Annotated in this window: 21 protein-coding genes; 10 read left to right on the forward strand and 11 right to left on the reverse strand. The window is 44.2% G+C overall.

Annotation, left to right across the window (positions count from 1 at the left end):
• Positions 1-104 precede the first annotated feature (104 nt).
• Together L5M29_RS09945 and L5M29_RS09950 are read right to left on the reverse strand one after the other, a co-directional pair.
• The gene (locus L5M29_RS09945) at positions 105-434 is read right to left on the reverse strand and encodes a c-type cytochrome (RefSeq protein WP_105251249.1); all 330 of its coding nucleotides are present in this window, start codon (positions 432-434) and stop codon (positions 105-107) included.
• A 482-nt stretch (positions 435-916) separates the two neighbouring features.
• Positions 917-1,648, reverse strand: coding sequence for an SDR family oxidoreductase (locus L5M29_RS09950; RefSeq protein ID WP_263167651.1), 732 nt, complete (start codon positions 1,646-1,648; stop codon positions 917-919).
• A gap of 191 nt (positions 1,649-1,839) precedes the next feature.
• Between L5M29_RS09950 and L5M29_RS09955 the strand changes: the two genes are divergently transcribed.
• Entirely contained in the window at positions 1,840-2,679 is an 840-nt protein-coding gene (locus L5M29_RS09955; protein ID WP_263167652.1) for a LysR family transcriptional regulator, read from the forward strand.
• 33 nt (positions 2,680-2,712) lie between these two features.
• Here L5M29_RS09955 and L5M29_RS09960 read toward each other — a convergent pair whose 3' ends face one another.
• From L5M29_RS09960 to L5M29_RS09970, 3 genes are all read right to left on the reverse strand, one after another.
• On the reverse strand, positions 2,713-3,489 hold the full coding sequence (locus L5M29_RS09960; RefSeq protein ID WP_263167654.1) for a substrate-binding periplasmic protein: 777 nt from the start codon (positions 3,487-3,489) through the stop codon (positions 2,713-2,715).
• Positions 3,490-3,721: 232 nt separating this feature from the next.
• Positions 3,722-5,260, reverse strand: coding sequence for a tetratricopeptide repeat protein (locus tag L5M29_RS09965; RefSeq protein ID WP_263167656.1), 1,539 nt, complete (start codon positions 5,258-5,260; stop codon positions 3,722-3,724).
• 118 nt (positions 5,261-5,378) lie between these two features.
• Positions 5,379-6,215 carry a mechanosensitive ion channel family protein gene (locus L5M29_RS09970; protein ID WP_105251254.1) on the reverse strand — a complete coding sequence of 279 codons (837 nt, stop codon included), beginning with the start codon at positions 6,213-6,215 and terminating at the stop codon, positions 5,379-5,381.
• A gap of 169 nt (positions 6,216-6,384) precedes the next feature.
• Here L5M29_RS09970 and L5M29_RS09975 point away from each other — a divergent pair, with 169 nt between their 5' ends.
• Together L5M29_RS09975 and L5M29_RS09980 are read left to right on the forward strand one after the other, a co-directional pair.
• Entirely contained in the window at positions 6,385-6,864 is a 480-nt protein-coding gene (locus L5M29_RS09975; protein WP_105251255.1) for a hypothetical protein, read from the forward strand.
• Between the two features lie 377 nt (positions 6,865-7,241).
• On the forward strand, positions 7,242-8,417 hold the full coding sequence (locus tag L5M29_RS09980) for a type III PLP-dependent enzyme (protein ID WP_105251256.1): 1,176 nt from the start codon (positions 7,242-7,244) through the stop codon (positions 8,415-8,417).
• Positions 8,418-8,482: 65 nt separating this feature from the next.
• Here L5M29_RS09980 and L5M29_RS09985 read toward each other — a convergent pair whose 3' ends face one another.
• Positions 8,483-8,695 (reverse strand): YdcH family protein, encoded by a 213-nt coding sequence (locus L5M29_RS09985; RefSeq protein ID WP_263167657.1) that lies wholly within the window; start codon positions 8,693-8,695, stop codon positions 8,483-8,485.
• A gap of 413 nt (positions 8,696-9,108) precedes the next feature.
• Here L5M29_RS09985 and udp point away from each other — a divergent pair, with 413 nt between their 5' ends.
• On the forward strand, positions 9,109-9,867 hold the full coding sequence (gene udp / locus L5M29_RS09990) for a uridine phosphorylase (RefSeq protein WP_105251257.1): 759 nt from the start codon (positions 9,109-9,111) through the stop codon (positions 9,865-9,867).
• A gap of 102 nt (positions 9,868-9,969) precedes the next feature.
• Here udp and L5M29_RS09995 read toward each other — a convergent pair whose 3' ends face one another.
• Positions 9,970-10,722 (reverse strand): outer membrane protein OmpK, encoded by a 753-nt coding sequence (locus L5M29_RS09995; protein ID WP_263167658.1) that lies wholly within the window; start codon positions 10,720-10,722, stop codon positions 9,970-9,972.
• Between the two features lie 476 nt (positions 10,723-11,198).
• Here L5M29_RS09995 and L5M29_RS10000 point away from each other — a divergent pair, with 476 nt between their 5' ends.
• Genes L5M29_RS10000 through L5M29_RS10010 form a run of 3 tightly spaced genes read left to right on the forward strand, consistent with a single transcriptional unit; the run spans position 11,199 to position 13,555 of the window.
• The gene (locus tag L5M29_RS10000) at positions 11,199-11,669 is read left to right on the forward strand and encodes an NfeD family protein (RefSeq protein WP_113940097.1); all 471 of its coding nucleotides are present in this window, start codon (positions 11,199-11,201) and stop codon (positions 11,667-11,669) included.
• Between the two features lie 12 nt (positions 11,670-11,681).
• Positions 11,682-12,617 carry an SPFH domain-containing protein gene (locus tag L5M29_RS10005; protein ID WP_105251260.1) on the forward strand — a complete coding sequence of 312 codons (936 nt, stop codon included), beginning with the start codon at positions 11,682-11,684 and terminating at the stop codon, positions 12,615-12,617.
• Positions 12,617-13,555, forward strand: coding sequence for an SPFH domain-containing protein (locus L5M29_RS10010; protein ID WP_263167660.1), 939 nt, complete (start codon positions 12,617-12,619; stop codon positions 13,553-13,555). Before L5M29_RS10005 ends, L5M29_RS10010 begins: the two co-directional genes overlap by 1 nt.
• A 181-nt stretch (positions 13,556-13,736) precedes the next feature.
• Here the strand turns inward: L5M29_RS10010 and L5M29_RS10015 are convergent, their stop codons facing one another.
• The 4 genes from L5M29_RS10015 to priA form a co-directional block, all read right to left on the reverse strand.
• On the reverse strand, positions 13,737-13,961 hold the full coding sequence (locus tag L5M29_RS10015) for a hypothetical protein (protein ID WP_006083282.1): 225 nt from the start codon (positions 13,959-13,961) through the stop codon (positions 13,737-13,739).
• A gap of 315 nt (positions 13,962-14,276) precedes the next feature.
• Positions 14,277-14,993 (reverse strand): SPOR domain-containing protein, encoded by a 717-nt coding sequence (locus L5M29_RS10020; protein WP_168825699.1) that lies wholly within the window; start codon positions 14,991-14,993, stop codon positions 14,277-14,279.
• A gap of 3 nt (positions 14,994-14,996) precedes the next feature.
• The gene (gene argS, locus L5M29_RS10025; protein ID WP_105251263.1) at positions 14,997-16,742 is read right to left on the reverse strand and encodes an arginine--tRNA ligase; all 1,746 of its coding nucleotides are present in this window, start codon (positions 16,740-16,742) and stop codon (positions 14,997-14,999) included.
• A 123-nt stretch (positions 16,743-16,865) separates the two neighbouring features.
• A complete protein-coding gene (gene priA, locus L5M29_RS10030) occupies positions 16,866-19,061 on the reverse strand; it encodes a primosomal protein N' (RefSeq protein WP_263167661.1) in 2,196 nt (731 codons plus the stop codon).
• A 102-nt stretch (positions 19,062-19,163) separates the two neighbouring features.
• Between priA and L5M29_RS10035 the strand changes: the two genes are divergently transcribed.
• From L5M29_RS10035 to L5M29_RS10045, 3 genes are all read left to right on the forward strand, one after another.
• Positions 19,164-20,177: a FimV/HubP family polar landmark protein gene (locus tag L5M29_RS10035; protein ID WP_263167663.1), complete on the forward strand. Its 1,014-nt coding sequence runs from the start codon at positions 19,164-19,166 to the stop codon at positions 20,175-20,177.
• A 181-nt stretch (positions 20,178-20,358) separates the two neighbouring features.
• Positions 20,359-20,571 (forward strand): 50S ribosomal protein L31, encoded by a 213-nt coding sequence (rpmE, locus tag L5M29_RS10040; protein ID WP_063883331.1) that lies wholly within the window; start codon positions 20,359-20,361, stop codon positions 20,569-20,571.
• Positions 20,572-21,093: 522 nt separating this feature from the next.
• Positions 21,094-22,338 carry a malic enzyme-like NAD(P)-binding protein gene (locus L5M29_RS10045; protein ID WP_263167665.1) on the forward strand — a complete coding sequence of 415 codons (1,245 nt, stop codon included), beginning with the start codon at positions 21,094-21,096 and terminating at the stop codon, positions 22,336-22,338.
• The last annotated feature ends 112 nt before the right edge of the window (positions 22,339-22,450 follow it).

Consider the following 22,450-nt stretch of genomic DNA (forward strand, 5'->3'; position numbering starts at 1 on the left):
CCCCATTTTTCTCGAATTGGGTTTTTAATTTTTAATTCAATGTGTTAGTGAGCAGTTGCAGGGGGGCTCTCTACCATTGTCTTAGGCCATAACGTTGGCAGAGATCAACCGCAGGTTTGGGGTTGGTCCGAGTCGGCGGCGTGGTCATACAAAAATTGCTGTATATCCTTGAGGTCTTGCTCCGAGAGGCCATTGAATACCTCTGGTTTGAATTTGTGCTTATCTTTATCAAAGAAGCGATCCCACTGGCTCATCGTTTTGGCCATTGGCGTGAGTTCACCACCTTCACCGCCTTGGCTATGGCAGGCTTTGCATTCTTTTTTGTACAAATGTTTACCTTTCTTTGGATTACCTCCCTCTGCGGCATACGCATTAATACTCAAGCTGCCGATCACTGCCATGGCAATTGCTATCTTAGTTGACGTTTTCATCATCTCATTCCTTACTTTTTGTGATCATTTACATTTATTTGTTGGTTAACTGCTTTTATTGATTCCACTTTGTAAATTAATTTATCAAATCCTACGGTGTGTAAATTTGAGGTATATCACTTTCATTAAAAAAATCTAATTGATAAAAAGTTCATTGATAAAAATCTAATTAATAATGTTATAGAAGGGTGTGATTATTTTTTTTATTATTTAAAAACAATGAACTAGTCAACGTGCTAAATTAGCGCTGATAACTTTGAGTTTCGAGTTTTGCGCCTAAAGCACAAAAAATGGACTGTGATTAAGCTAACACTTTGTAAAATTTGCACTCATTAAAGTAGTGATGTTGAAACTTAGCAGCTGTTTGGCAGGCTTTATTGGGAAGTAAATAATGCCAGAGTTGACTCTGGCATTATTGATTTTGGGGATAGGTTTGGTTGTCTTTCGAAGCAAGATAACTTAGATAAAAGTAGACTCAGAACGGATTAAGGTTGCTGGCGCGTTGGTGCTAGAACGATTTCGCGTACGCACACATTTTGCGGTTGTTGCCATGCAAACAGCGCAGCAGCGGCGACATTTTCAGGGGCGATAACGCCGCCCATTTCTTCTTTCCAGTCATGGTAACCCGCTTTAATGTCATCGCTGGTGGTATGGCTCAACAACTCGGTTTCTACCGCGCCTGGGGCGATAGTGATAAGGCGTACGTCATCCATGGCGACTTCTTCACGAATGTTTTCTGTTAAGGCGTGCACGGCAAATTTAGTGGCGCAGTAAGCGGCGTGGTTTAGAAAGGTTTTACGCCCCGCCACTGAGCTGACATTAATGATAGTGCCAGTTTTGCGAGCTTTCATGTCGGCTAATACCGCATGAATACCATTAAGCACGCCCATCACATTGATATTGAGCATGCGGCTCCATTCGTTGGGATCTTGCACATCGATTTGGCCCAGTAGCATGACTCCCGCGTTATTGATAAGACAGCCGACCGGGCCAAATTGCGCTTCTGCTTGGGTTATGGCTGTTTTAATAGCTGCGCCGTCGGTGACATCGACGCTGATAGAAAGGCTGTTTGGTAATTCAAGCGCTTGCATTGCTTCAACTCGGCGTGCCAGTAATAGCAGCGGATGGCCTGCAGCGCTAAAGCTTTTAGCCATAGCGGCGCCAATACCCGATGAGGCGCCTGTGATGACAACCAGTGATTTAGTAACTTGATTCATTAGTATTTCCTATTAATTGGAGCCAATGTAAGCCGTAAACAAACTGTTGTTCGGCGTCTTGAACCTGTTAACCAGTATAGGCTGGGGATTTTCAGTCGAAAAATACTTATTCCAGCTGGATATGATAGGCTCAGCCTATGGCACTATTGTTGAAATTTTTGCTGAACTCGTCGGTTGTCGGAGAAGATTAAATGGTCGATTTGCGTTTGCTGCGTTTCTTTATCGCAATTTTTGAAGAGAACAATATTACCTCGGCGGCTAACCGTTGCTTTGTGAGCCAGCCTTCACTGTCTGCTGGGTTAAAGCAACTCGAAGAAGAGCTTGGTGGTCAGTTATTTGAGCGCAGCAAAAAAGGCGTTAAACCTTTGGACAGCGCGCACTATCTATACCCTTTGGCGGTTAAATTAGTCGAGGAGGCGAGTAAGTTACCAGGCTTGTTTATGGCGAAGGCAAGCCGGCAAAAGCTACGTTTGGCTGTGATGCCAGACTTAAGCCAGCGGCGTTTGGCAGGATTTTTACAACAGGTGAATCAAGCCATTGATAAGTTAGATCTTGAACTGGTGGACTATCAAAGCCCTGCAGATTGCCGTTTAAGCATCGACAGCTTGCGCCATGAAGATGAAGTATTTTTTCCGCTGTGGGAGGAGGATTATGTGCTCTGCTTCCCCAAGGATCATACCCTCGCCCAAGTCGATAGCCTACGTCCCGAGCAGCTCAATGGCTTTGACTTTATTGAGTGCCCACCCTGTGAAGCCCATCAGCAAACAATAGGTTTATTGGCGTGCAGCAATATGTCGCTTAATTTGGTCGCTAAGGCTGAGTCAAAATCTCTAGTGATGTCGCTAGTGTTAGCCGGATTTGGCGTGAGTTTTTTACCCGATGGTTTGATTGAAGATGAGCCTAGGCTCAAGCAAGTGAAATTTGATGGTCCGAGAATGTTCCGTCGTATTGGTTTGTGTTATCCCTCCCATCAGGCAGTTGCGCCAACATTGGCGACCTTGTTACGGTATTTAGCCGCTCGACCGAATTAATTCCAAGTTAGTTTTGGGTTATCAGCATTCAGATTAGTGAGTCGCTAAGGGCGATTCAGTGAGATTAAGTGGAGGCTCGACGCCGTAGGATTTAAATAGTTGAGTAATTTCACCTGAGGTGCGCATGTCGTCGACTATCTGGTGAACTTGCTTGGCATATTGATGCTGCGGCGACATGAGCGGAATACTAAAATAGCGGCCATTTTTGCTGATATCTACGTATGCCATCTGTTTGAGTTGGGGATCTTTGGCAAAAAATTGCATCTCATGCTGTTCGGAGGTGATGGCTAAATCGATACGCTCAGCCTTCAACATATTGATTAACTGACCGTTATCATTAACAAAAGACACTTTTAGTTGGTTTTGATTGTCATTAAACTGCGGACAGTAAAAAGCGCCTCTAAGTGCGCCAATGATATGAGGTTTTAGTTCATCGAAATGTTTGACTTCAATTTGTCTATTCGCAAGGGCAAAGTAATAGACGTAGCGCTTGTCGTATCCCAGTAGCATAGGGTCTAGAAAATCGTTGCGCTCTGGTGTCATCGAATGGACAGGGATTAGGTCGACTTGTCCCATTTCTGCCACTTTAATTGTGCGTGCCCAAGGCACATTACTCCAATTTATCTTGTGACCTAGGCGGGCGATGACTTCATTGATGACAGCTGCACCTGGGCCTTTGCACTCACCATTTTCGACATAAATAACAGGATGCCTATCGCGGCAGTGTGCTTGCCAGACAACAGCAGAGGTTTCTGCCCTTGCTTGGGACAGAAATAAGCATGAAATGACAATGATCAGTATCAGCCTCATTCATCTTGCCTATTAAAATGCTCAGTTTTAATTATCGGGCTGGACAGTTAATTCGACTAGGTTTTATTTTTGAGTCGTTTAGCTGCGCAGGTTTGGTCAATAATTGATTGTAGTGCTTATACATCCACTGTGCTTTTTAAGTAATTATAAATTCACTCTATTTTGTAACCAAACGGTTTGGCCTGTTAAATCTGACCAAACCTTTTCTGGGGCTCATTCGCTGCTAGGAAACTTACCTATCCGACTCAAGATAGGGCGTTAATTGGGTTTCAATAGCCTCAATTTGAGTTTCGGCGTAGGCAAGTTCGGATTCGGTTAAACATGATTTTGCGGTGTTTTGATGGAGTCGTTGAGCGCTATTCATCCCGTATTTACCAAAATGACGTAGCAATAAACTAGACCAAATAAACATTTGTATAGGCTTATTTAATTGTTCTGCGCCGTAAATATTGACCAGTTCCCGCATAGCAATTTCATGACCTAGCTCTGCCGATTTGACGTACCAAGCTTCTGCCGCTTGTAGAGCCTCTTGAGTGGGTTTTTCACCACTTAAAAATGATTCAGCCTTATAGAAATAAAAATATTGTTGTTGCTCAGCGGGGATTGGATGCTGATGCAAGAAACTGTCACGTAGACGCTCAGCCTCTCTTATCTCTAAGGTACCTAGTTGCTGACTGAATCTGGCTAATTCTTTTAGATGATCGGCTCTATTGCTCATGGCCGCGAGCTGGTAATACATTAACGCTTTAATCGGTTGGCGACTCACGCCTAAACCTTGCTCATAAATCTTGCCTAAGCCTAGCAGTGCGTCTTCATTCCACTTAAGTGCGAATTCTTCAAAGTCAATTTTAGCCTGTTGGTAATCACTCTCATTTTGTGGCGCTTTCAGTAAAAGATGAGCAAATTCAATCTTAGCGAAGTCATTACCTCTAGCGACAGATTGGCTTAACCAATGGCGCGCCTTGTCATAGTCGACAGCAAAATCTTCACCGTAGAGGAAACGTTTACCAAGATAATACTGGCGGAAATCATCGTCTGCGGCGCGCTCGCTAAGTAATGCCTCTGCACGCGCTAAATCTTTAGGTCCACCTTGGCCAGCAGCAAGCATATGTCCTAGATCATCTTTTGCTAATTCATCACCAGCGGCGGCGGATTTCTCAAAGTATTCCCGTGCTTTGGAATAGTCCGAAGTAACGCGTTCATCATGCCAGTAGAGTGTGGCTAAATGGTAATAGGCTCTTTGGTTTTCTTGTGCGGCGGCTTTTTCGAACCAGTAAATTGCTTGGCTAGCATCGGGATCGAGAAAGGGCTGGCTTAGATACAAGTAAGCAAGCTCATATTGAAACTCGGCTTGCCCCGCTTCGGCATTAGGTTTGAGCTGTTCTGCCTGTGCGATTAACTCATCGAGTGTTTGCGACTCAGAAGAGAGCAAATTAGGTAGTGTGAGCATGGGTAAATATTGAGGCTCTATTTCGGCGGCTTTTTTATACCAATCGTTAGATGCCTTGGGATCGGCGGGAACTTGTGGGAATCGACCGGAATAAAGTTCGGCCATAGCAATGGCGGCAACGGCTAAGCCTTTATCGACTGCCTGCTGAATATAATCTAGGCCAGAGTTGACTTCGCCTTGGTTAATCAGTGTTAAGCCATGATTGAGTAGCGCAGTAGGATCACCTGCGGCAAGTGCTTTAGCTTGCACTTGTTTTTTTTGATATTTAGCGAAAAAAATAAACAGTACAATAAAGGCAATAATTATGAGTATCAACAACATAGTAGTCCATCACTATCGATATTTGGGAGTATAGTAAACGTAAATTTTTACAAGAATGCAAGTTTACAATTTGGGCTAGGCTGATCGACTAAGCCTACCAATCCCATGGGCATTAGCGTTATTTATCTTGCAGATGGATCTCCCTAATGGGGCAGGCAATCTCGATTCCCGCCTGCTTAAGGGTGTTATAAAGAGCGAGGTTCACCTTATATTTATGCTGAAAATAGCTTTGTGTGGGCACCCAGTAACGAACCCCCATTTCAATTCCATTAGCATTAAAACCATTGATGCCAATATTAGGTGTGGTCTCTTGATAAACATAGGGATTATTGCTCAATAACTCAGTAATCACACTAATGGCTCGTTCGGGATCTGTGTTGTAACTGAGATTGAACTGGGTTTCGACTAGCTTATTGCTGAAGGAGTTGTGCAGAATTTCGCCGACGATATGCTTATTAGGAATGCTGATTTGCTCACCTTCCTCATTGGTCAGTATGGTCATGCCTAAGTGGATACGTTTAACAACGCCGCTTTCCCCTTTAATTTCAATAGTATTGCCTACCACAAAAGGGCGGGTGACGATAATAGTCACGCCTGCGGCATAGTTCGCTAGCATACCTTGTAAGGCTAAACCTGCGCCGAGGGAGGCGGCACCAATTGCTGCAACCATAGGGGTAATACTGATGCCGATTTTGCCGAGGGCGATAATCCCGACCATGACTATGATCAGAATGCGGATAAGATTGCTGACAAAATTGCTTAGGGTGATATCGATATTGTGTTTGTCGAATTGCTTAGCGACTAAGCGTGATACTTTACTGGCTACCCATAAACCTAACAAAAAGATCAGCAAAGCACCTACGAGTTGAAAGCTGTAGGTGACTAGAAACTCGGTGATGAGTTGATAAACGCCTTGTAGTTGCTGCAATTCTTGATCGAGTCCAGGTGTTATCATTATGATATCCTTGTAATAAAATTAACTGTGCGATTATAGCGTAGAAATTTCACCAAATACTTTTCGCCCTTCATGTGTGAAGCGTATCATGTAATCGTGGTTGGTTTAATGAGTCGATAGGGGGAGTCAGGTATGCTGTTCGCCTATCCAATAATGGAGTCGAGTGTTTATGAAAACGCTGTTGTTATGTTTGTCTTGTCTGTTAACCCCAATCTGGGCGTATGCTGCGAGTTATGTTGCCGGAGATGCGATAAATCCCATTTCACTTCTCGACCAAAATGATAAAACCATTAATGTGACTGATGAGACTCAAGTGCTGCTCTTTAGTCGCAGCATGAAAGGCGGTGATGTGATTAAGGATGCACTTACCCCCTTGAGCGCGACTCAAATGCCAACGGGTTTAGTTTATGTTGCCGATATCAGTGGTATGCCTTCTTTGATCGCTAAATTTGTAGCTGTGCCACAGATGCAAGATTTACCTTTTGCGATTGGGTTAGATAGGGATGGTGAGATCAGTCGTTTATTACCTGATAACAAAGATATGGCCACTATGATATTGCTCAAGCAGCGTAACATTTTGGACATTGCCTATTTTGATTCCAGTGAAGCCTTGAACCAAGCCCTCGCAAAACTCAATCAGCCGCAGTAACAACTCGATTTAACGGACGTATTTTAAGGCATCCATTAGTCTTCTTTTCGCTGTGTGATTGTTACTTCAAGATAACTGTTTTTAGATGGATATTTTGGCTCCAGCCAGTCTATCCATCTCCCTTCCGATAACGTCGTAAAAAATTCACTTTTTATTCTGATAATGAACACAAATTTACCTTAGGGTTTGTGTGCATAATTATTTGTTTTATAGCGCCTTTTTTTGATGGTTCAGTTCCTTAAAGAGTTGGGGAATAAAAAGTTATTAATTCAGCATAAAAATTCGTTGCGTAAAGCGAAAAAATATCGTTTACTGCGCACGTTTTTAATACATCACTCTTACTGTTATCTATCTGACCCAAAGGAGACTCTGGCCCAATGAGCCAATTTCAATCTATTGATGTTGCTGACTATTATGATATGGACACATTCAAGCGTATTGAAGCGTTTGCCAAAGACAAAGCAACCCCGTTCGTAGTGATCGATACCAGTATCATAGCGAAACAATACGATGACATGGTTAATAGTTTTCCTTACGCCAATGTTTATTATGCAGTTAAGGCAAACCCCGCGGCCGAGATCTTATCTTTACTAAAAGATAAAGGGTCAAACTTTGATATTGCCTCGATTTATGAGCTAGATATGGTCATGAATGTCGGTGTGACAACCGATCGAGTCAGCTATGGTAATACGATTAAAAAGCGTCAAGATGTGCGTGCATTTTATGAGCGTGGCGTGCGTATGTATGCATCTGACTCAGAAGCCGATCTGCGAATGATCGCTGAAGAAGCGCCGGGTTCACGTATTTATGTGCGCATTCTGACCGAAGGTACAGATACCGCGGATTGGCCGTTATCCCGTAAATTCGGCTGCCAAAACGAAATGGCCTATGAGCTATTAGTATTGGCACAGGAATTAGGCTTAGAGCCTTTTGGTATTTCTTTCCATGTGGGTTCTCAGCAACGTGACATAGGTGCTTGGGATTCCGCTATTGGTAAAGTGAAAAGTATTTTTGACCGTTTGCGTGATGAGCACAATATCACCTTGAAGATGATCAATATGGGCGGCGGTTTCCCTGCTAACTATATTGATAAAACCAATCAATTGGGTGTGTATGCCGAGCAAATAACTCACTTCCTGAAGGAAGATTTTGGTGATGATTTACCACAAATTATTTTGGAACCAGGTCGTTCGTTGATCTCTAACGCGGGGATTTTAGTGTCTGAAGTGGTACTGATCAGCAAAAAATCTTACACGGCTTTAGAGCGTTGGGTGTTTACCGATGTGGGTAAATTCTCTGGCTTGATTGAAACGATGGACGAGGCGATTAAGTTCCCGATTTATACTGAGCGTCAAGGCGAGCTGGATAAATGCGTGATTGCCGGCCCAACCTGTGACAGTGCAGATATCATGTATGAGCACTATAGCTATGGCTTACCAAATGACTTAGCCATTGGCGATCGTATGTATTGGTTAACCGCAGGGGCTTATACGACGACGTATTCAGCAGTATGCTTTAACGGTTTCCCACCGCTGAAGGATTACTATCTGTAAGCGATTGTGGTGATATTAATAAGGGCGCTTAGGCGCCCTTATTTGTCTTTAGAGTAATAGTGGGATTACTCGTGGGATTTGAGGATCTGATAAATTTCCTCTTTTAAGTGTAACTTTCTGCTTTTGAGTTCTTTCACAGTGGGGTTGAAATCACTGGCGACACGTTTTTCCAGTTGTTTGATTTCCTCATCTAACTGATTATGCTCTTTAAACTTACGTTGAAAATGAGCATCTTGGGTTTTCAGGGTGGAAATTAATTCTCTGTACTCTGGAAACATCGGCATTCTCCTTGTCGTCATTTACTACACTTCAGGTTACGCCTTAACCCTAACCTTATACTAAGTCGTTAAACGTGACTTAGATCACTTTTAGCGGTCACTTAGATTAATACTAATGGATGATTTATTTTAATCTATTTTAAATCAGTGCTTTAGGCATTTGTTGCCACAGACTCTGGCATGAGTTTAGGATCTGGTTCACACTTTGTTTGGTATAAATCAGACTGACATTCGAAATATGGGCAAATTTGCTATCTTGTGAGCAGATGCTGGTGTAGTTGGTAATTTCATTACGACTAAACAATTACTTCTTGCCGATAATTCTGTGATCAAGTTAACCTTCACCGCTTCGATACTAGGTTAAAGTCGATTTTATAAGAATTTAATTATCAAAAATGAAAGGGGTTTTCACAATGGCTGATGTATTTCATTTAGGTTTGACCAAAGCGATGCTCGATGGTGCAACCTTAGCAATCGTTCCTGGTGATCCAGAGCGTGTAAAACGTATTGCCGAACTAATGGACAATGCGACGTTCCTTGCTAGCCACCGCGAGTATACAAGTTATTTAGCGTATGCCGATGGCAAGCCAGTAGTAGTGTGTTCAACCGGTATCGGTGGTCCATCTACTTCTATCGCAGTAGAAGAACTTGCACAATTAGGTGTGAATACCTTCCTGCGCGTAGGGACTACAGGCGCAATCCAACCTCATGTAAATGTGGGCGATGTGATTGTGACTCAAGCTTCAGTGCGTTTAGATGGCGCGAGCTTACATTTTGCACCTATGGAATATCCAGCGGTTGCAAACTTTGAATGTACCACTGCTATGGTTGCGGCGTGTCGCGATGCTGGCGTTGAGCCACACATTGGCGTAACAGCTTCTTCTGATACTTTCTACCCAGGCCAAGAGCGTTATGACACTGTCACAGGCCGTGTAACGCGTCGTTTCGCGGGTTCAATGAAAGAATGGCAAGATATGGGCGTACTGAACTATGAGATGGAGTCTTCCACTTTGTTCACTATGTGTGCTACTCAAGGTTGGCGTGCAGCCTGCGTTGCTGGTGTGATTGTAAACCGCACCCAACAAGAAATTCCTAATGAAGCCACAATGAAGAAAACTGAAGTGAGTGCGGTTTCTATCGTGGTTGCAGCAGCGAAAAAATTGTTAGCTTAATTTTTAGTAAGCTAAGCAACACTCCCCTGCAAAGTGAGTGCTCAGAATAGAAAAGGTGCCAATGGCACCTTTTTTGTTGTTTTAAAACTATGCCGATACCGATTAGAAATGGTATTGAGCAATCACAGAGTAAGTGTCTTGATCGACGCCTTTCACACCGTATTTATTGGTCCACAGATCGTATTCGATACCCACCAATAATTTATTGGCTTGATGATCCCCGAACAGACTCTTACCGAGATCGTATTTTAGCTGTGGGTTGAAATGGAAGTTTTCCTCGTAGCCGTTATCGTCGGTGGCAAATACCCAGTCGATAAAGCCATCGAGTACTATGTTGGCAGATCCAACAGGGATATCGATACGAAATACAGGAGTGAACTGCCAGCCGTCACTATTGTTACCAGTGCTCATACCATCGCGGCGATAGGTATTAAAGTTAAGATAAGTGAAGTATGGTACTGCTACATCAACCCCTAGACCGTAAAGTAGGCTATGGACTGGGCCTTCACCTTCTTCATAGGTTAACGCTAGAGACAAGTCTGTTATTGGGCCAAAGGCTATTTTTTCGCCAAGAATTTTACTGGCACTAAAACGTGGCGAAATTTCACCATAGGTAGTGCTTTCCATGTCCGTGTCATTACCTTTGAAATAGATAAAATCTTGGAAGGCAAACCAATCACCGTATTTCCAGCCGCCAGCCGTTTCCAAGGTGATAGTGGCTTGTTTGTCCGATGGCGCTAAATCGTAGTCTTCGCCATAGAGGGCTGTTGCACTGAAATCCCACCACTGTACTAAGTCACCCGCAAATGCTTGAGGAGAAAGCATTAGTGCTAGGCATAGGCATGTTTTTTTCATTGTTATTTCCTGTTGTATAGGTCGAAGTTAATTCGTGTCTTACTCAATCCGCTCTCTGACCTATGGCATGGTTTGATGGGTAAGTTCAAACCTAGCGCGAGTGTACGTCAAAGGACTTGCTCAAAAGTGGGGGCAATATATGCAAAAATTTACATTTATTCAAAGTTTTTATCGAATGTTGTTGTCAAAATCACATAATCATTAGTGAGGAATTTTATTTTTAGATAATTGATTTTTAATGTTTTTTATTGTTATTGCGCGGCTTGTGGATTGGGGGCTTGCTATCTTTTTGAATTGATTATGCTTAATTTTAAAACAACCTAACGGCTTTCGTGGGCGGATATGGGAGAATGAGGATTAAGTCATAGGTGATTGAGTGTGCGTTTTGACAGGGTAAATTTTGACATATTATGTCGATTATCCGAAACTCTGCTGTTATAGTGCAGTAAAGGACACTCTCATTTCAGGGGGGAAATATGGAGTTTTCAAATCCGATTTTAGTGTGGGCAGTGATTGGTTTAGTGTTAATGCTCGCCGAAATAGTGGTTCCAGGTGGCATAATAGTGTTGCTGGGTGCGGCTTGTTTAGTCGTGGCAGGTGCGTTAGGCATAGGACTGGTCGAAGGTGTCGTGCAGAGCATGACCCTGTGGTTTATCTCTGCCATTGTGTTGTTATTGGCTTTCAGACAAGTCACTCAGAGGCTCGTTGGTGGTGATTCCCATGTGGATAACACGGATGAAGCAATCGAACTATACAATCAAATTGTTCGCGTAAAGCAGACCATAGGTCCTGGGCAAACACCTGGGCGGGTGGAGTTTCAAGGTAGTGAATGGCCAGCGCTTGGCGATGGCAGCATTATCGAGGCGGGTACCGAAGTCAGAATTATTTGTCGTGAAAATATCGCTCTAGTCGTTGAGCCTATTTCAATAGAAGCTTCCAAAAACTAAAGGATGGAATCTATGTTTGTATTTACCTTAGTCATTTTATTTATCTTTTTTATTCTTTATAAGTTGATGTTAATTGTGCCGATGCGTGAAGTGCATGTCATTGAGCGTCTTGGCAAATTCCGCGCAGTATTAAGCCCTGGATTTCATTTTTTGATCCCTTTTTTCGATCGCGTCTCCTACCGTCACGATACCCGTGAGCAAGTATTAGATGTGCCGCCACAGAGTTGTATCTCCAAAGATAACACTCAACTTGAAGTGGACGGCTTGGTCTACCTAAAAGTGATGGATGGCAAATTGGCGAGTTATGGTATTGAAAACTACCGTAAAGCAGCGGTGAATTTAGCCCAGACCACTATGCGATCTGAAATCGGTAAGCTGAGTTTGAGTGAGACTTTCTCTGAGCGTGATAGCTTAAATGAATCAATCGTGCGGGAAATAGATAAGGCTTCCGAGCCATGGGGAATCAAGGTATTGCGCTATGAAATTCGTAATATCACGCCTTCACGCCATGTGATCCACACTCTTGAGAAGCAGATGGAAGCTGAGCGTCGTAAACGTGCCGAAATTACCTTAGCGAATGCCGAAAAAGCCGCGATGATCAATATGTCTGAAGGTGAGCGCCAAGAGGCCATTAACCTGTCAGAAGGTCAAAAACAGAAACGGATTAATGAAGCTAAAGGTACAGGTCAGGAGATCGCTATCATAGCCAAAGCAAAATCCGAAGGTATGGCAATGATCTCGCAAGCATTAGCCGTCAATGGCGGTACAGATGCGATGAATATGCTATTAAAAGAACAGTTTATTGCTCAAGTTGGCAAGATCCTCAATGATGCACAAGTCTCTGTTGTTCCCGCTGAAATGGCAAAACTTGAAGGTTTCTTCGAAGGCATGGAGCAAGTCACTCAGACTATGAGTGGCCAGAATAATCTTGGCAAAGGAGCGCGATAATGAATATTCCAGTAGATACAGATTTGATTGTGATGGCGATTTGGGGCCTGATATTTGCCATTTTTGTGATTAAACTATTTCAATCGATCTGCCTAGTACCCACTAAATCGGCTTTTATTGTTGAGCGTTTAGGTAAGTATCACAGTACGTTAGATGCAGGGTTCCATACCTTGATCCCCTTTGTGGATAAAGTGGCTTTTATTCATGATTTGAAAGAAGAAACCATTGACGTACCACCGCAGGAATGTTTCTCGAGCGACGAAGTAAACGTTGAAGTGGATGGGGTGATTTATATCTCTGTGACTGACCCAGTGAAGGCCAGCTATGGTATTACTGATTATCGTTATGCAGCAATTCAGTTGGCGCAAACGACGACGCGCTCTGTCATCGGGACACTTGATCTTGATCGTACGTTTGAAGAGCGTGATGTGATTTCAGCCAAGGTAGTGCAAGTCTTAGATCAAGCGGGTGCCATGTGGGGAATACGCGTGCATCGTTATGAAATTAAAAATATTACACCACCTGAAACCGTTAAAAATGCCATGGAAATGCAAGTAAATGCCGAGCGTGAGCGCCGTGCATTATTGGCTAAGAGTGAAGGTGACAAACAGAGTAAAATTAACCGTTCTGAAGGGGTTAAAGCTGAAACGGTAAACCGTTCTGAAGGTGAGATGCAGCGCCGGATTAACGAAGCCGAAGGTAAGGCTGAGGAAATTTTAACCATTTCTCGTGCGACGGCAGAATCGATTGAACGTCTCGCCTCTGTTATTGCCGCACCGGGTGGTCACAATGCCCTGCGGATGCAACTCGGTGAGCAATACTTTAAACAGCTCGATGGCTTAAGCCAGAAGAATAGTCGAGTCGTATTGCCGGGTAATATGGTGGATTTCGATTACTGGATGAATAGCATAGGCTTAACGGAAGAAAAACCGAGCTAAGGCTGTGGTTAAAATCTGAAACTAGCTAGTTCATTAAGGTCAAATACTCAGGTGTTTGGCCTTATTTTTTGGCTGTAATTGGATACTGAGTTATGAAGAGTGGGTGGGTTAGACAGCTTCTGTTGAATGAACCGCCAGAAGCTGCAGTTGGGCATAGATAAATTTTTCATTGAATGGAAGGCTAATAAGCTAGGCGTTCATGAATTTGGGAATGGGCGTGGGTTTCAATGAGCTTGGCAATTTGGTTTTGTTCTAATTGCTGAAGCGCAGAAATTTCGTCATAAATCTTGTCTTGAACATCCAGCGGCATGCGCACATGTTCCATAAACATCCTAATTCCCAGCATGTCGCCACTCTTGAACAGTTGGCTGAATTCGGTGGCCTCTATCTCGATTAATGCATTCATAATACTTCACCCTGAGGTTGGATTTGACACAGATACAGCGGTCTTGCTGTTAATTAAGAGATACGCCTAAGTTTGATCTAGGTCAATTAAACTGCATATTAATCTTTCTTAATAAAGGATTTTGTTGTTTGTAAATAATAGGTTATAAATTTAGTAGATCAACAAGTTTGAAATGAGTTGTTGTTTAAAACTGAGTTTTTATGGGCGGACAGAGTCAATGAGTGAGCCATGTCATACGGATAAAAAAATAGCGACGAGCGATAAAACGCTGGCCGCTATTTATTCTTAATAGTCTATCAGGAGTAGGCTAAAGCCTTATTTAGGAATCGCCAGAATCTGGCAACCATTAATCCCCGCTTTTTGCAGTGTATGACGTTTACGCTCTGCATCACGTTTACGCTCGAAGGGGCCTAAAGCAACCTTGTACCATACGCCGGTTGTACCTTCGACTTGTCTCACTTGCGCCTCTAAACCTTGGAAAGCGATGACAGCTTTCATCTCGTTCGCCTGTGATTCTTGGCGGAAAGAAGCACACTGCAACTGATATTGCATCGGTGTTCTGCTCGCAACAATATCGGGAATATCGACCTCAACATGCTTATTTTCAAGCTCGTTGAGATAGGTCCATTCTTCCTTTGGTTGTGGTGGCAGAGCATTTGGATCTTTCTTTGGCGGAACAATAAGCTCAGCAGTTTCAGTTGTCTCTACTGGGATAACGACCGCTTGGCGTTCAGGTTCTTTGACCTTAGGAGTAAGCACTGCTGTCTCTTGAGGCTTAACTTGTACTTCCGTTTTCTTGGCTGGAGCGGGTATCGGCTTCACTTCTTGCTTAGCATTATCTTTAATGCTTGACAGGAAATAGACGAAACAACCCACAGCGAGTATGACAAAGCCTATCAAGGTCAGCGGCAGCTTCTTACGCGGCGCCGATTTAGATTGTGAAGGCTTTGCTCGAGTTGGGCGAGTCGCGCGGATTGGGCGCGGTTTAGCGCCCGACTGCGGCCTTCTATTGGCATAATCGCGATTACTCATGGCTTACATCCGCTCTAAGGTTTCAATACCGAGTAGATTTAGGCCTTTTTGTAACGTACGAGCCGTCAGTTGCGCGAGTAATAAACGGCTGTTCTTTTGCGCGTCATTATCGGCGGCAAGCACTGGACAAGCTTCGTAGAAGCTAGAGAAAGCACCCGCTAATTCATATAAATAAGCACACAGTACGTGCGGCTGACCTTTATCAACAACACGATTGAGGATCTCACCGAACTGCGCCAACTTATTACCGAGATCTTTCTCTTTTTCATGCTCAAGCACGATTTTCGCTTGGCTGAGATCCAGATCGGTTACTCGCTTGAATATGCCCGCAACACGGGTGTAAGCGTACAGCAGGTAAGGTGCGGTATTGCCTTCGAAGCTGAGCATTTGTTCAAAGCTGAAAATGTAATCACTGGTACGGTTTTTCGACAAATCAGCATATTTAACGGCGCTGATCCCAACGACACGGGCGATTTCAGTCAGCGTGGCTTCATCCATATCAGGATTTTTGCTACGAACGAGTTCTAGCGCGCGCACATTGGCTTCTTCTAACAGGTCAACTAACTTAACGACACCGCCGCTACGGGTTTTGAATGGACGGCCATCTTCGCCGTTCATAGTGCCAAAACCTAAGTGTTCTAATGACATATCTTCACGGACAAACTTAGCCAGCTTGGCTAGGCTAAAGACTTGTTGGAAATGCAGTGCCTGACGTAGGTCAACAAAATACAGTACGCGATCGGCTTTTAACACGTTCGAGCGGTAGCGCATTGCCGCCAGATCTGAGGTGGCATACAAGTAGCCGCCATCTGCTTTTTGGATGATAACAGGCAGTGGCTCACCTTCTTTGTTGCGGAAGGCTTCTTGGAACACCACTTTGGCACCGTTGCTTTCGGTTAATAAGCCTTGGGCATCTAAATCTTTAACTACTTGTTCTAGATCGGCGTTATAGGCACTTTCACCGTGCACGTCGGCGCGGGTCAGGCTTACACCTAAACGGGCGTAGACTTCATGGCAGTGGCTCAACGAAATGTCGTTAAATTCGCGCCACAGTTTGTTGCAATATTCGTCGCCAGATTGCAGTTCAACCACTAACTGACGAGCGCGGGTCGCAAACTCTGCCGATTCGTCGAAGCGCAGTTTAGCAGCGCGGTAAAAGTTTTCTAAATCAGACAGTTCAAGTTGAGCTTCTTCGCCATTTTTGGCGCGTAGCTCTTCCATATAGGCCAGCAACATACCAAATTGTGTGCCCCAGTCGCCCACATGGTTTTGACGGATAACCTTGTGGCCTAAAAACTCCAATGCACGCACAACACTGTCACCAATGATGGTTGAACGCAGATGGCCTACATGCATTTCTTTGGCGAGGTTGGGTGAAGAGTAATCGACAACAACGGTTTGTGGTGTCGGTAACTTAATGCCTAAATGCTCATCGTTGACGGCATTTTGCAGTTGATCTGCTAAGGCGCTGTCGTTGATGAAAAAGTTGATAAAGCCTGGTCCTGCAATTTCAACCTTAGCCACAAAAGCCGAAGCCGGTAAGGTATCTATGATCAGTTGGGCTAATTCACGTGGATTCTTGCCTGCGACCTTGGTTAGCATCATGGCTAAGTTGGTTGCCAAGTCGCCATGACTCTTATCCTTGGTTCGATCTACCTGAATGCGTGCTTCAAAGTCAGCAGGCACAATACCTTGTTGTTTAAAGGATTCTAGAGTTTGTTCAAGTAATGATTGGATATGTGATTTCATGGGTTCTAATCGGCACTAACTTTAAGAGTGAATACAGGGAATAACCGCATATTTTAGCCGTTTGTGGTTAACAATTGCTATCTTCCCGATGATTTTTTATCAAATGATTGTCAAATACTCGACTCAGAGGAGATCCTGCGGATCTCTGTCTAAGCTCCATCGGCAGCGTTTAGCTTCGATAAGTTGTTCTACAAGCGGATGAATACGTTCAAACTCTTGTTGCAAGCGATTGCGGTTTTTAGCTTGGAATAAGAGTTGGCGGCGGAACTTGCCAGCTTTTTTATCTAAAGGTGCAGGCATAGGGCCAATCACCTCAAATTCTTTATCTTGGGGCAAGAGCGCGGCGAAGGCGTTGAGAAAATTATCGGCATCACTGGCTAAATGCGCTTCGGCGCGCACCAACACCATGTGCCATGCTGGCGGCAGCAGTGCCTGTTGACGTTCTTTGAGTTGGCTGCGAGCAAACTCGCCATAACCGCGGTGCAGCAAATCCCGCAAAATGGGATTGTCGCTCTGGTGAGTTTGCAATAATACCGTGCCGGGTTTATTGGCGCGCCCTGCACGACCTGCAACTTGGGTATAGAGTTGCCCAAAACGTTCGGGCGCGCGGAAGTCGGCGCTAAATAAAGCACCATCGACATCAAGTAGCCCAACAAGCGTCACATCAGGGAAGTGGTGACCCTTAGCTAGCATTTGCGTGCCGACGAGGATTTTATATTCCCCCTTATGAATCGCATTTAAGTGGGTTTCTAATGAGCCTTTTAGGCGGGTCGTATCACGGTCGATGCGCACCACGGGATGTTTCGGAAACTCCTGTTGCAGCGCTTCTGCGAGCTGTTCTGTGCCTATGCCTTGGCCCATCAACATAGTGCTGCCACATTTGTGACACTGCTTGGGGATAGCGTATTGATTGCCACAATGGTGACAGCAAATTTCGCCAAGGGATTGATGTACAGTGAAAAACGCGTCGCAGCGGTCGCATTCGTGTAAATGCCCACACTCGTGGCAAAGCAGGGCTGGTGCGAAGCCGCGGCGATTGAGAAACAACAAGACTTGGTTGCCTGCGTCTAAATGCAGGCGGATTTCGTTCAGTAGCGGTACTGACATACCGGCTTTCAGCGGCATATTTTTAATATCGATAATGCCTTGGCGCACTTTTTTAGCTGCACCTGCGCGTTCACCCAGTTGTAAATGATGGTAACGTCCGCTTAAGGCATTTTGTAGACTTTCGAGTGAGGGCGTCGCTGTGCCCAAAATCACCGGAATCGCTTCTAAATGGCCACGCATAACTGCCAAGTCGCGGGCATGATAACCAACACCTTCCTGTTGCTTGAAGCTACTGTCGTGTTCTTCATCGAGTATGATGATGCCGGGATACGCCATAGGTGTGAACAAGGCTGAGCGGGTGCCGATAATGATTGCAGCCTGACCACAGCGGGCTTGGCGCCATGCTTCGAGTCTCTGATTGTCGGTTAACCCTGAATGCAAAATGGCAACATTGACTTTGAAGCGGCGCTTAAAGCGATTGATTGTCTGGGGTGTTAAGCCGATTTCAGGCACTAAAATTAACGCTTGTTTGCCTTGCTTGAGGATTTCTTCGAGTACAGCAAGATAGACTTCCGTTTTACCCGAACCGGTAATGCCTTCTAATAAAGTACAGTGATATCCTTGTTGCAGATTTAAAGTGGCAACGGCGACGGCTTGTTCTTTATTGAGTTTATGTGGCGTTTCGTCCATTTCGAGTGTGGTGCGCCAGTCGAGGTTAAGCTCGGCAATTTTTTCATGGCGTGCCACCCAGCCTTTATCTTCTAGGGCTTTAAGCGCCGCTTTACTGATGTCTAAGCTGATAACCTCTTCTTGGGTTAAGCTGGCGGTTTTGAGTAACTCGAGTAGTTTTTTCTGTGCGGGTGCGCGTTTAACCACTTCGGGCGCAATATTTTGGCCTATTTCAGTTAATTGCCAGAATTGGATCTTTTGTGGCGCGGCATCTAGCCCTTTACGCAGGGCCACAGGTAAGGCTTGGGTTAGCATCTGCCCTTGGCTGCAAAAATAGTATCTCGCAGCCCAAAGAGTTAATTTATAAAGTGATTCAGGCAGTAAAGGTTTATCGTCGATAAACTCGAGCACAGACTTAATTTGCTTTGGGGCTAAGCTGCAAGACTCAGTGATACCTGTGACTAACCCGATCAATTGTTGACGACCGAAGGGAACTTTAACGCGCACACCTATTTGCGGTGTACTAGGATAGGATTCGGGTACGCGGTAGCTAAAGGTTTGCCGCATAGGCACAGGTAACGCAACTTCGACAAACAATGACATATGCAGGCAAGTCTTAGACAAGAATGTGGTTTAGTGTACTCAGCGCGGCTGGCTAGGGCTAGCCCTAATGATGGTTTACCAAGGATAGTTGAGAGTAAATAAATGGCTAATATAGTGAAATCATTAGGTCTACTCGCGTTAGTGTGTAGCGCACCGAGCATGGCACAAGTCTCCCATGTGAGTGTTAACAGCCGCATGTTTGAGTTAGGCGGTTATCCAAAACTCAGGGTGAATGTGATTGCGGACAATCAAGACATGTCGCGCTTAGAGTTTGTGGTGCAGCAAGCTGGCGGCGAAGAAAAGTTAATGGTTGAGGAGCTTAATCGCTTTTTAGTTTTGCTCACTGGCGTTGAAGATGTGAAGGATAGCAGCGCTAAACTCTTAGTGAGAGAGTATCGCCTTGACCGATGGTATGACGTCAAAAGTATTAATTTATTCGGCGCGGCTAAACCGGCCTCTGCCGCGTTAACGACAAAAGCGGTTCCGGACACTAAAAATACCACCACAGCGGGCACCCCCAAAAGTGCGGATAAAGTGGGCATTAAGCCTGTAACAGTGGTGACAGAATCAAAGCCACATGTAGAGGTAACGCCCGCAGCGACTGTTGTTACTGCTGCAAATACTCAATCCAAAGTACCAACGGTAGAAGTGGTGACTGGCTTTAAATTTCCTGAAGCCGCGAATAAACAAAATACGTCGGCTACTGAGATAAACGCCTTCGCTAAAACCTCTGAGACGATTGCTGTTGAAAAAGGGGCTGTTGAAAACGCTGCAACTGAAACAGTGGTTCCACAAATAGTGAAAACGGCAAATAATGAGCAAAAACAGAATATTGCTGAAACGGCCTCACAGACGCCCGAACATTGCCAGTTAACGTATCTTGCTGGCGAGACGTTGTGGCGTATCGCCAATCGATATGCCAAGGATTGGGATGTGAGTGTATATGGCGCTATGTTGGCGATTTACGAGGCAAATCCTGTGGCTTTCTCGAAGAATAGAATCAATGCACTCAAGAGTAATGCGGTGCTATCTTGTCCTTCGAAAATGATTTTGGATCAGCATTCTGATGCTAAAGAAGCGCGGGCGGTATTTGAGGCTAAAGAAGCGGGAAAATAAGCCGCTTAACTAAAGTCAAAATAGACACAGATTAACCGGCAAACGCTCAGATAATCTACTTGTATCCCTTGTAGGTATGCTGTACCATTCTGCGCCCTAAACATATTGTTATTAACATGCATGTGGTGTCCGACTACGGGTTGGAAGAGCGACATGGCCTTACACTTTTGAGGTAACCCCAATGAAACCAGGTATCCACCCAACATACGCTATCATCACTGCAAACTGTACTTGTGGTAACGTTATCAAAGTAAACTCTACTGCTGGTAAAGATCTGCATTTAGACGTATGTGGTGCTTGTCACCCATTCTACACTGGTACACAAAAAGTTGTTGATACCGGCGGTCGTATCGACAAATTCAACAAGCGCTTCGCAGTGCTTGCAAAGAAATAATTGCGATTGCATTGTTTCTAGAAAAGGCGCCTATGGCGCCTTTTTGCTTTTTGTTATTCGTCAATTTTCTTTATTCTGCTTATTCTACATATCTAGCTGGTACGACTTCACTCAATAAATAGTCAACTTATTTTGTATTGAGAGTTCAAGTGTATAATTCGACTTATTTATAGCAATTAACTATAAGATAAATATGCTAGTCGCCATATATTGTAATTTAACCAACATTTTTGAGATTAAGTCGCTACAACTAGCGCATTAACTACAAAATATATGTTTGTTTCCTACAAAAAATATTAAGAAATGCAGCTTTATTATAGGAGATAAGTTTATAAAACTAAGCTTAGAGGGTCTATTTGGCGGCTAAAGTGAAATTTATGAATCTCTTATTTATAAATTCCCCTTATTGGCGTATCTTACCCCGACCAGCCAGACTATTAACATCACCCTTTGGTGAGACTAGATGTGTGTTGGTAGGTCTTACTCTCATAAATTATAAATGTCGCATTTCAGGATTTTAAAATGTCAGATATTCGTCAACAAGCACTCGATTATCATGAATTTCCCATACCAGGCAAAACCGCAGTTTGCCTTACCAAACCCGCCGAAACGAGTCACGATCTCGCCCTAGCTTATAGCCCAGGTGTGGCTGAGCCAGTACGCGAAATCGCTGCAGATCCTGACAATGCGTATCGTTATACCAATAAAGGTAATACGGTTGCCGTGATTACCAATGGTACGGCTATCTTAGGTTTAGGGAATTTGGGCCCTTTGGCTTCTAAACCTGTAATGGAAGGTAAAGCATTATTGTTCAAGCATTTTGCGAATATCGATTCGACAGATATTGAGATTACGCATAATACGCCTGAGGAATTTATCAATACTGTTGCTGCGATTGCTGACACTTTTGGTGGTATCAATCTTGAAGATATTAAAGCGCCCGAATGCTTTGTTATCGAACGTGAATTGATTGCTCGTTGTAAAGTGCCAGTATTCCATGACGATCAACACGGCACCGCAATCGTGACTGCGGCGGGTATGATCAATGCGCTGGAAATTCAAGGCAAGTTGATAAGCGACGCGACTTTTGTGTGTATGGGTGCGGGTGCTGCTGCCATCGCTTGTATGACTATGCTGGTAAAATGCGGTGCGAATCGCGCCAACATTTACATGCTAGACACTAAAGGTGTTATTCATTCTGGCCGTACAGATCTTAATGAATATAAAGCACTATTTGCGAATGATACCGAGAAACGCACGCTTCTTGATGTTATTAAAGGCGCAGACGTATTTTTAGGTCTATCAGGTCCTGACGTCATTGGTGCAGAAGAAGTCGCGCTGATGGCCGATAAGCCAGTGATTTTTGCGTGTTCTAACCCAGATCCTGAAATCAAACCTGCACTTGCTCATGCAACGCGTAGTGATTTGATCATGGGTACGGGTCGTAGCGACTATCCAAACCAAGTCAATAATGTATTGTGTTTCCCATTTATTTTCCGTGGTGCATTGGATGTGCGTGCGTCTTGCATTAATGATGAGATGAAAATTGCGGCAGTTCATGCAATTGCATCACTGGCAAAAGAGTTAGTGCCTGCGAGTGTATTGAAGGCTTACCCTAATGTGACGTCGCTGAGTTTTGGCCCTGAATATGTGCTGCCAAAACCTATGGACCCACGTTTATTGCCTAATGTTGCCCGTGCTGTTGCACAAGCGGCTATCGACTCTGGTGTGGCAGCGATCACCACTTTACCTAAATACGCCGACTAGGCTAAAAGTGGTAAAAACATTAAAAAGAGGCTAATTAGCCTCTTTTTTGTTTTTAAGTGGACATTAAAGTCACAGCGTCTTAGTTGCCTTTTAGGTTATGCTACTGAATAAT

Source organism: Shewanella sp. SM95 (assembly GCF_025653595.1).
GTDB lineage: Bacteria > Pseudomonadota > Gammaproteobacteria > Enterobacterales > Shewanellaceae > Shewanella > Shewanella oncorhynchi.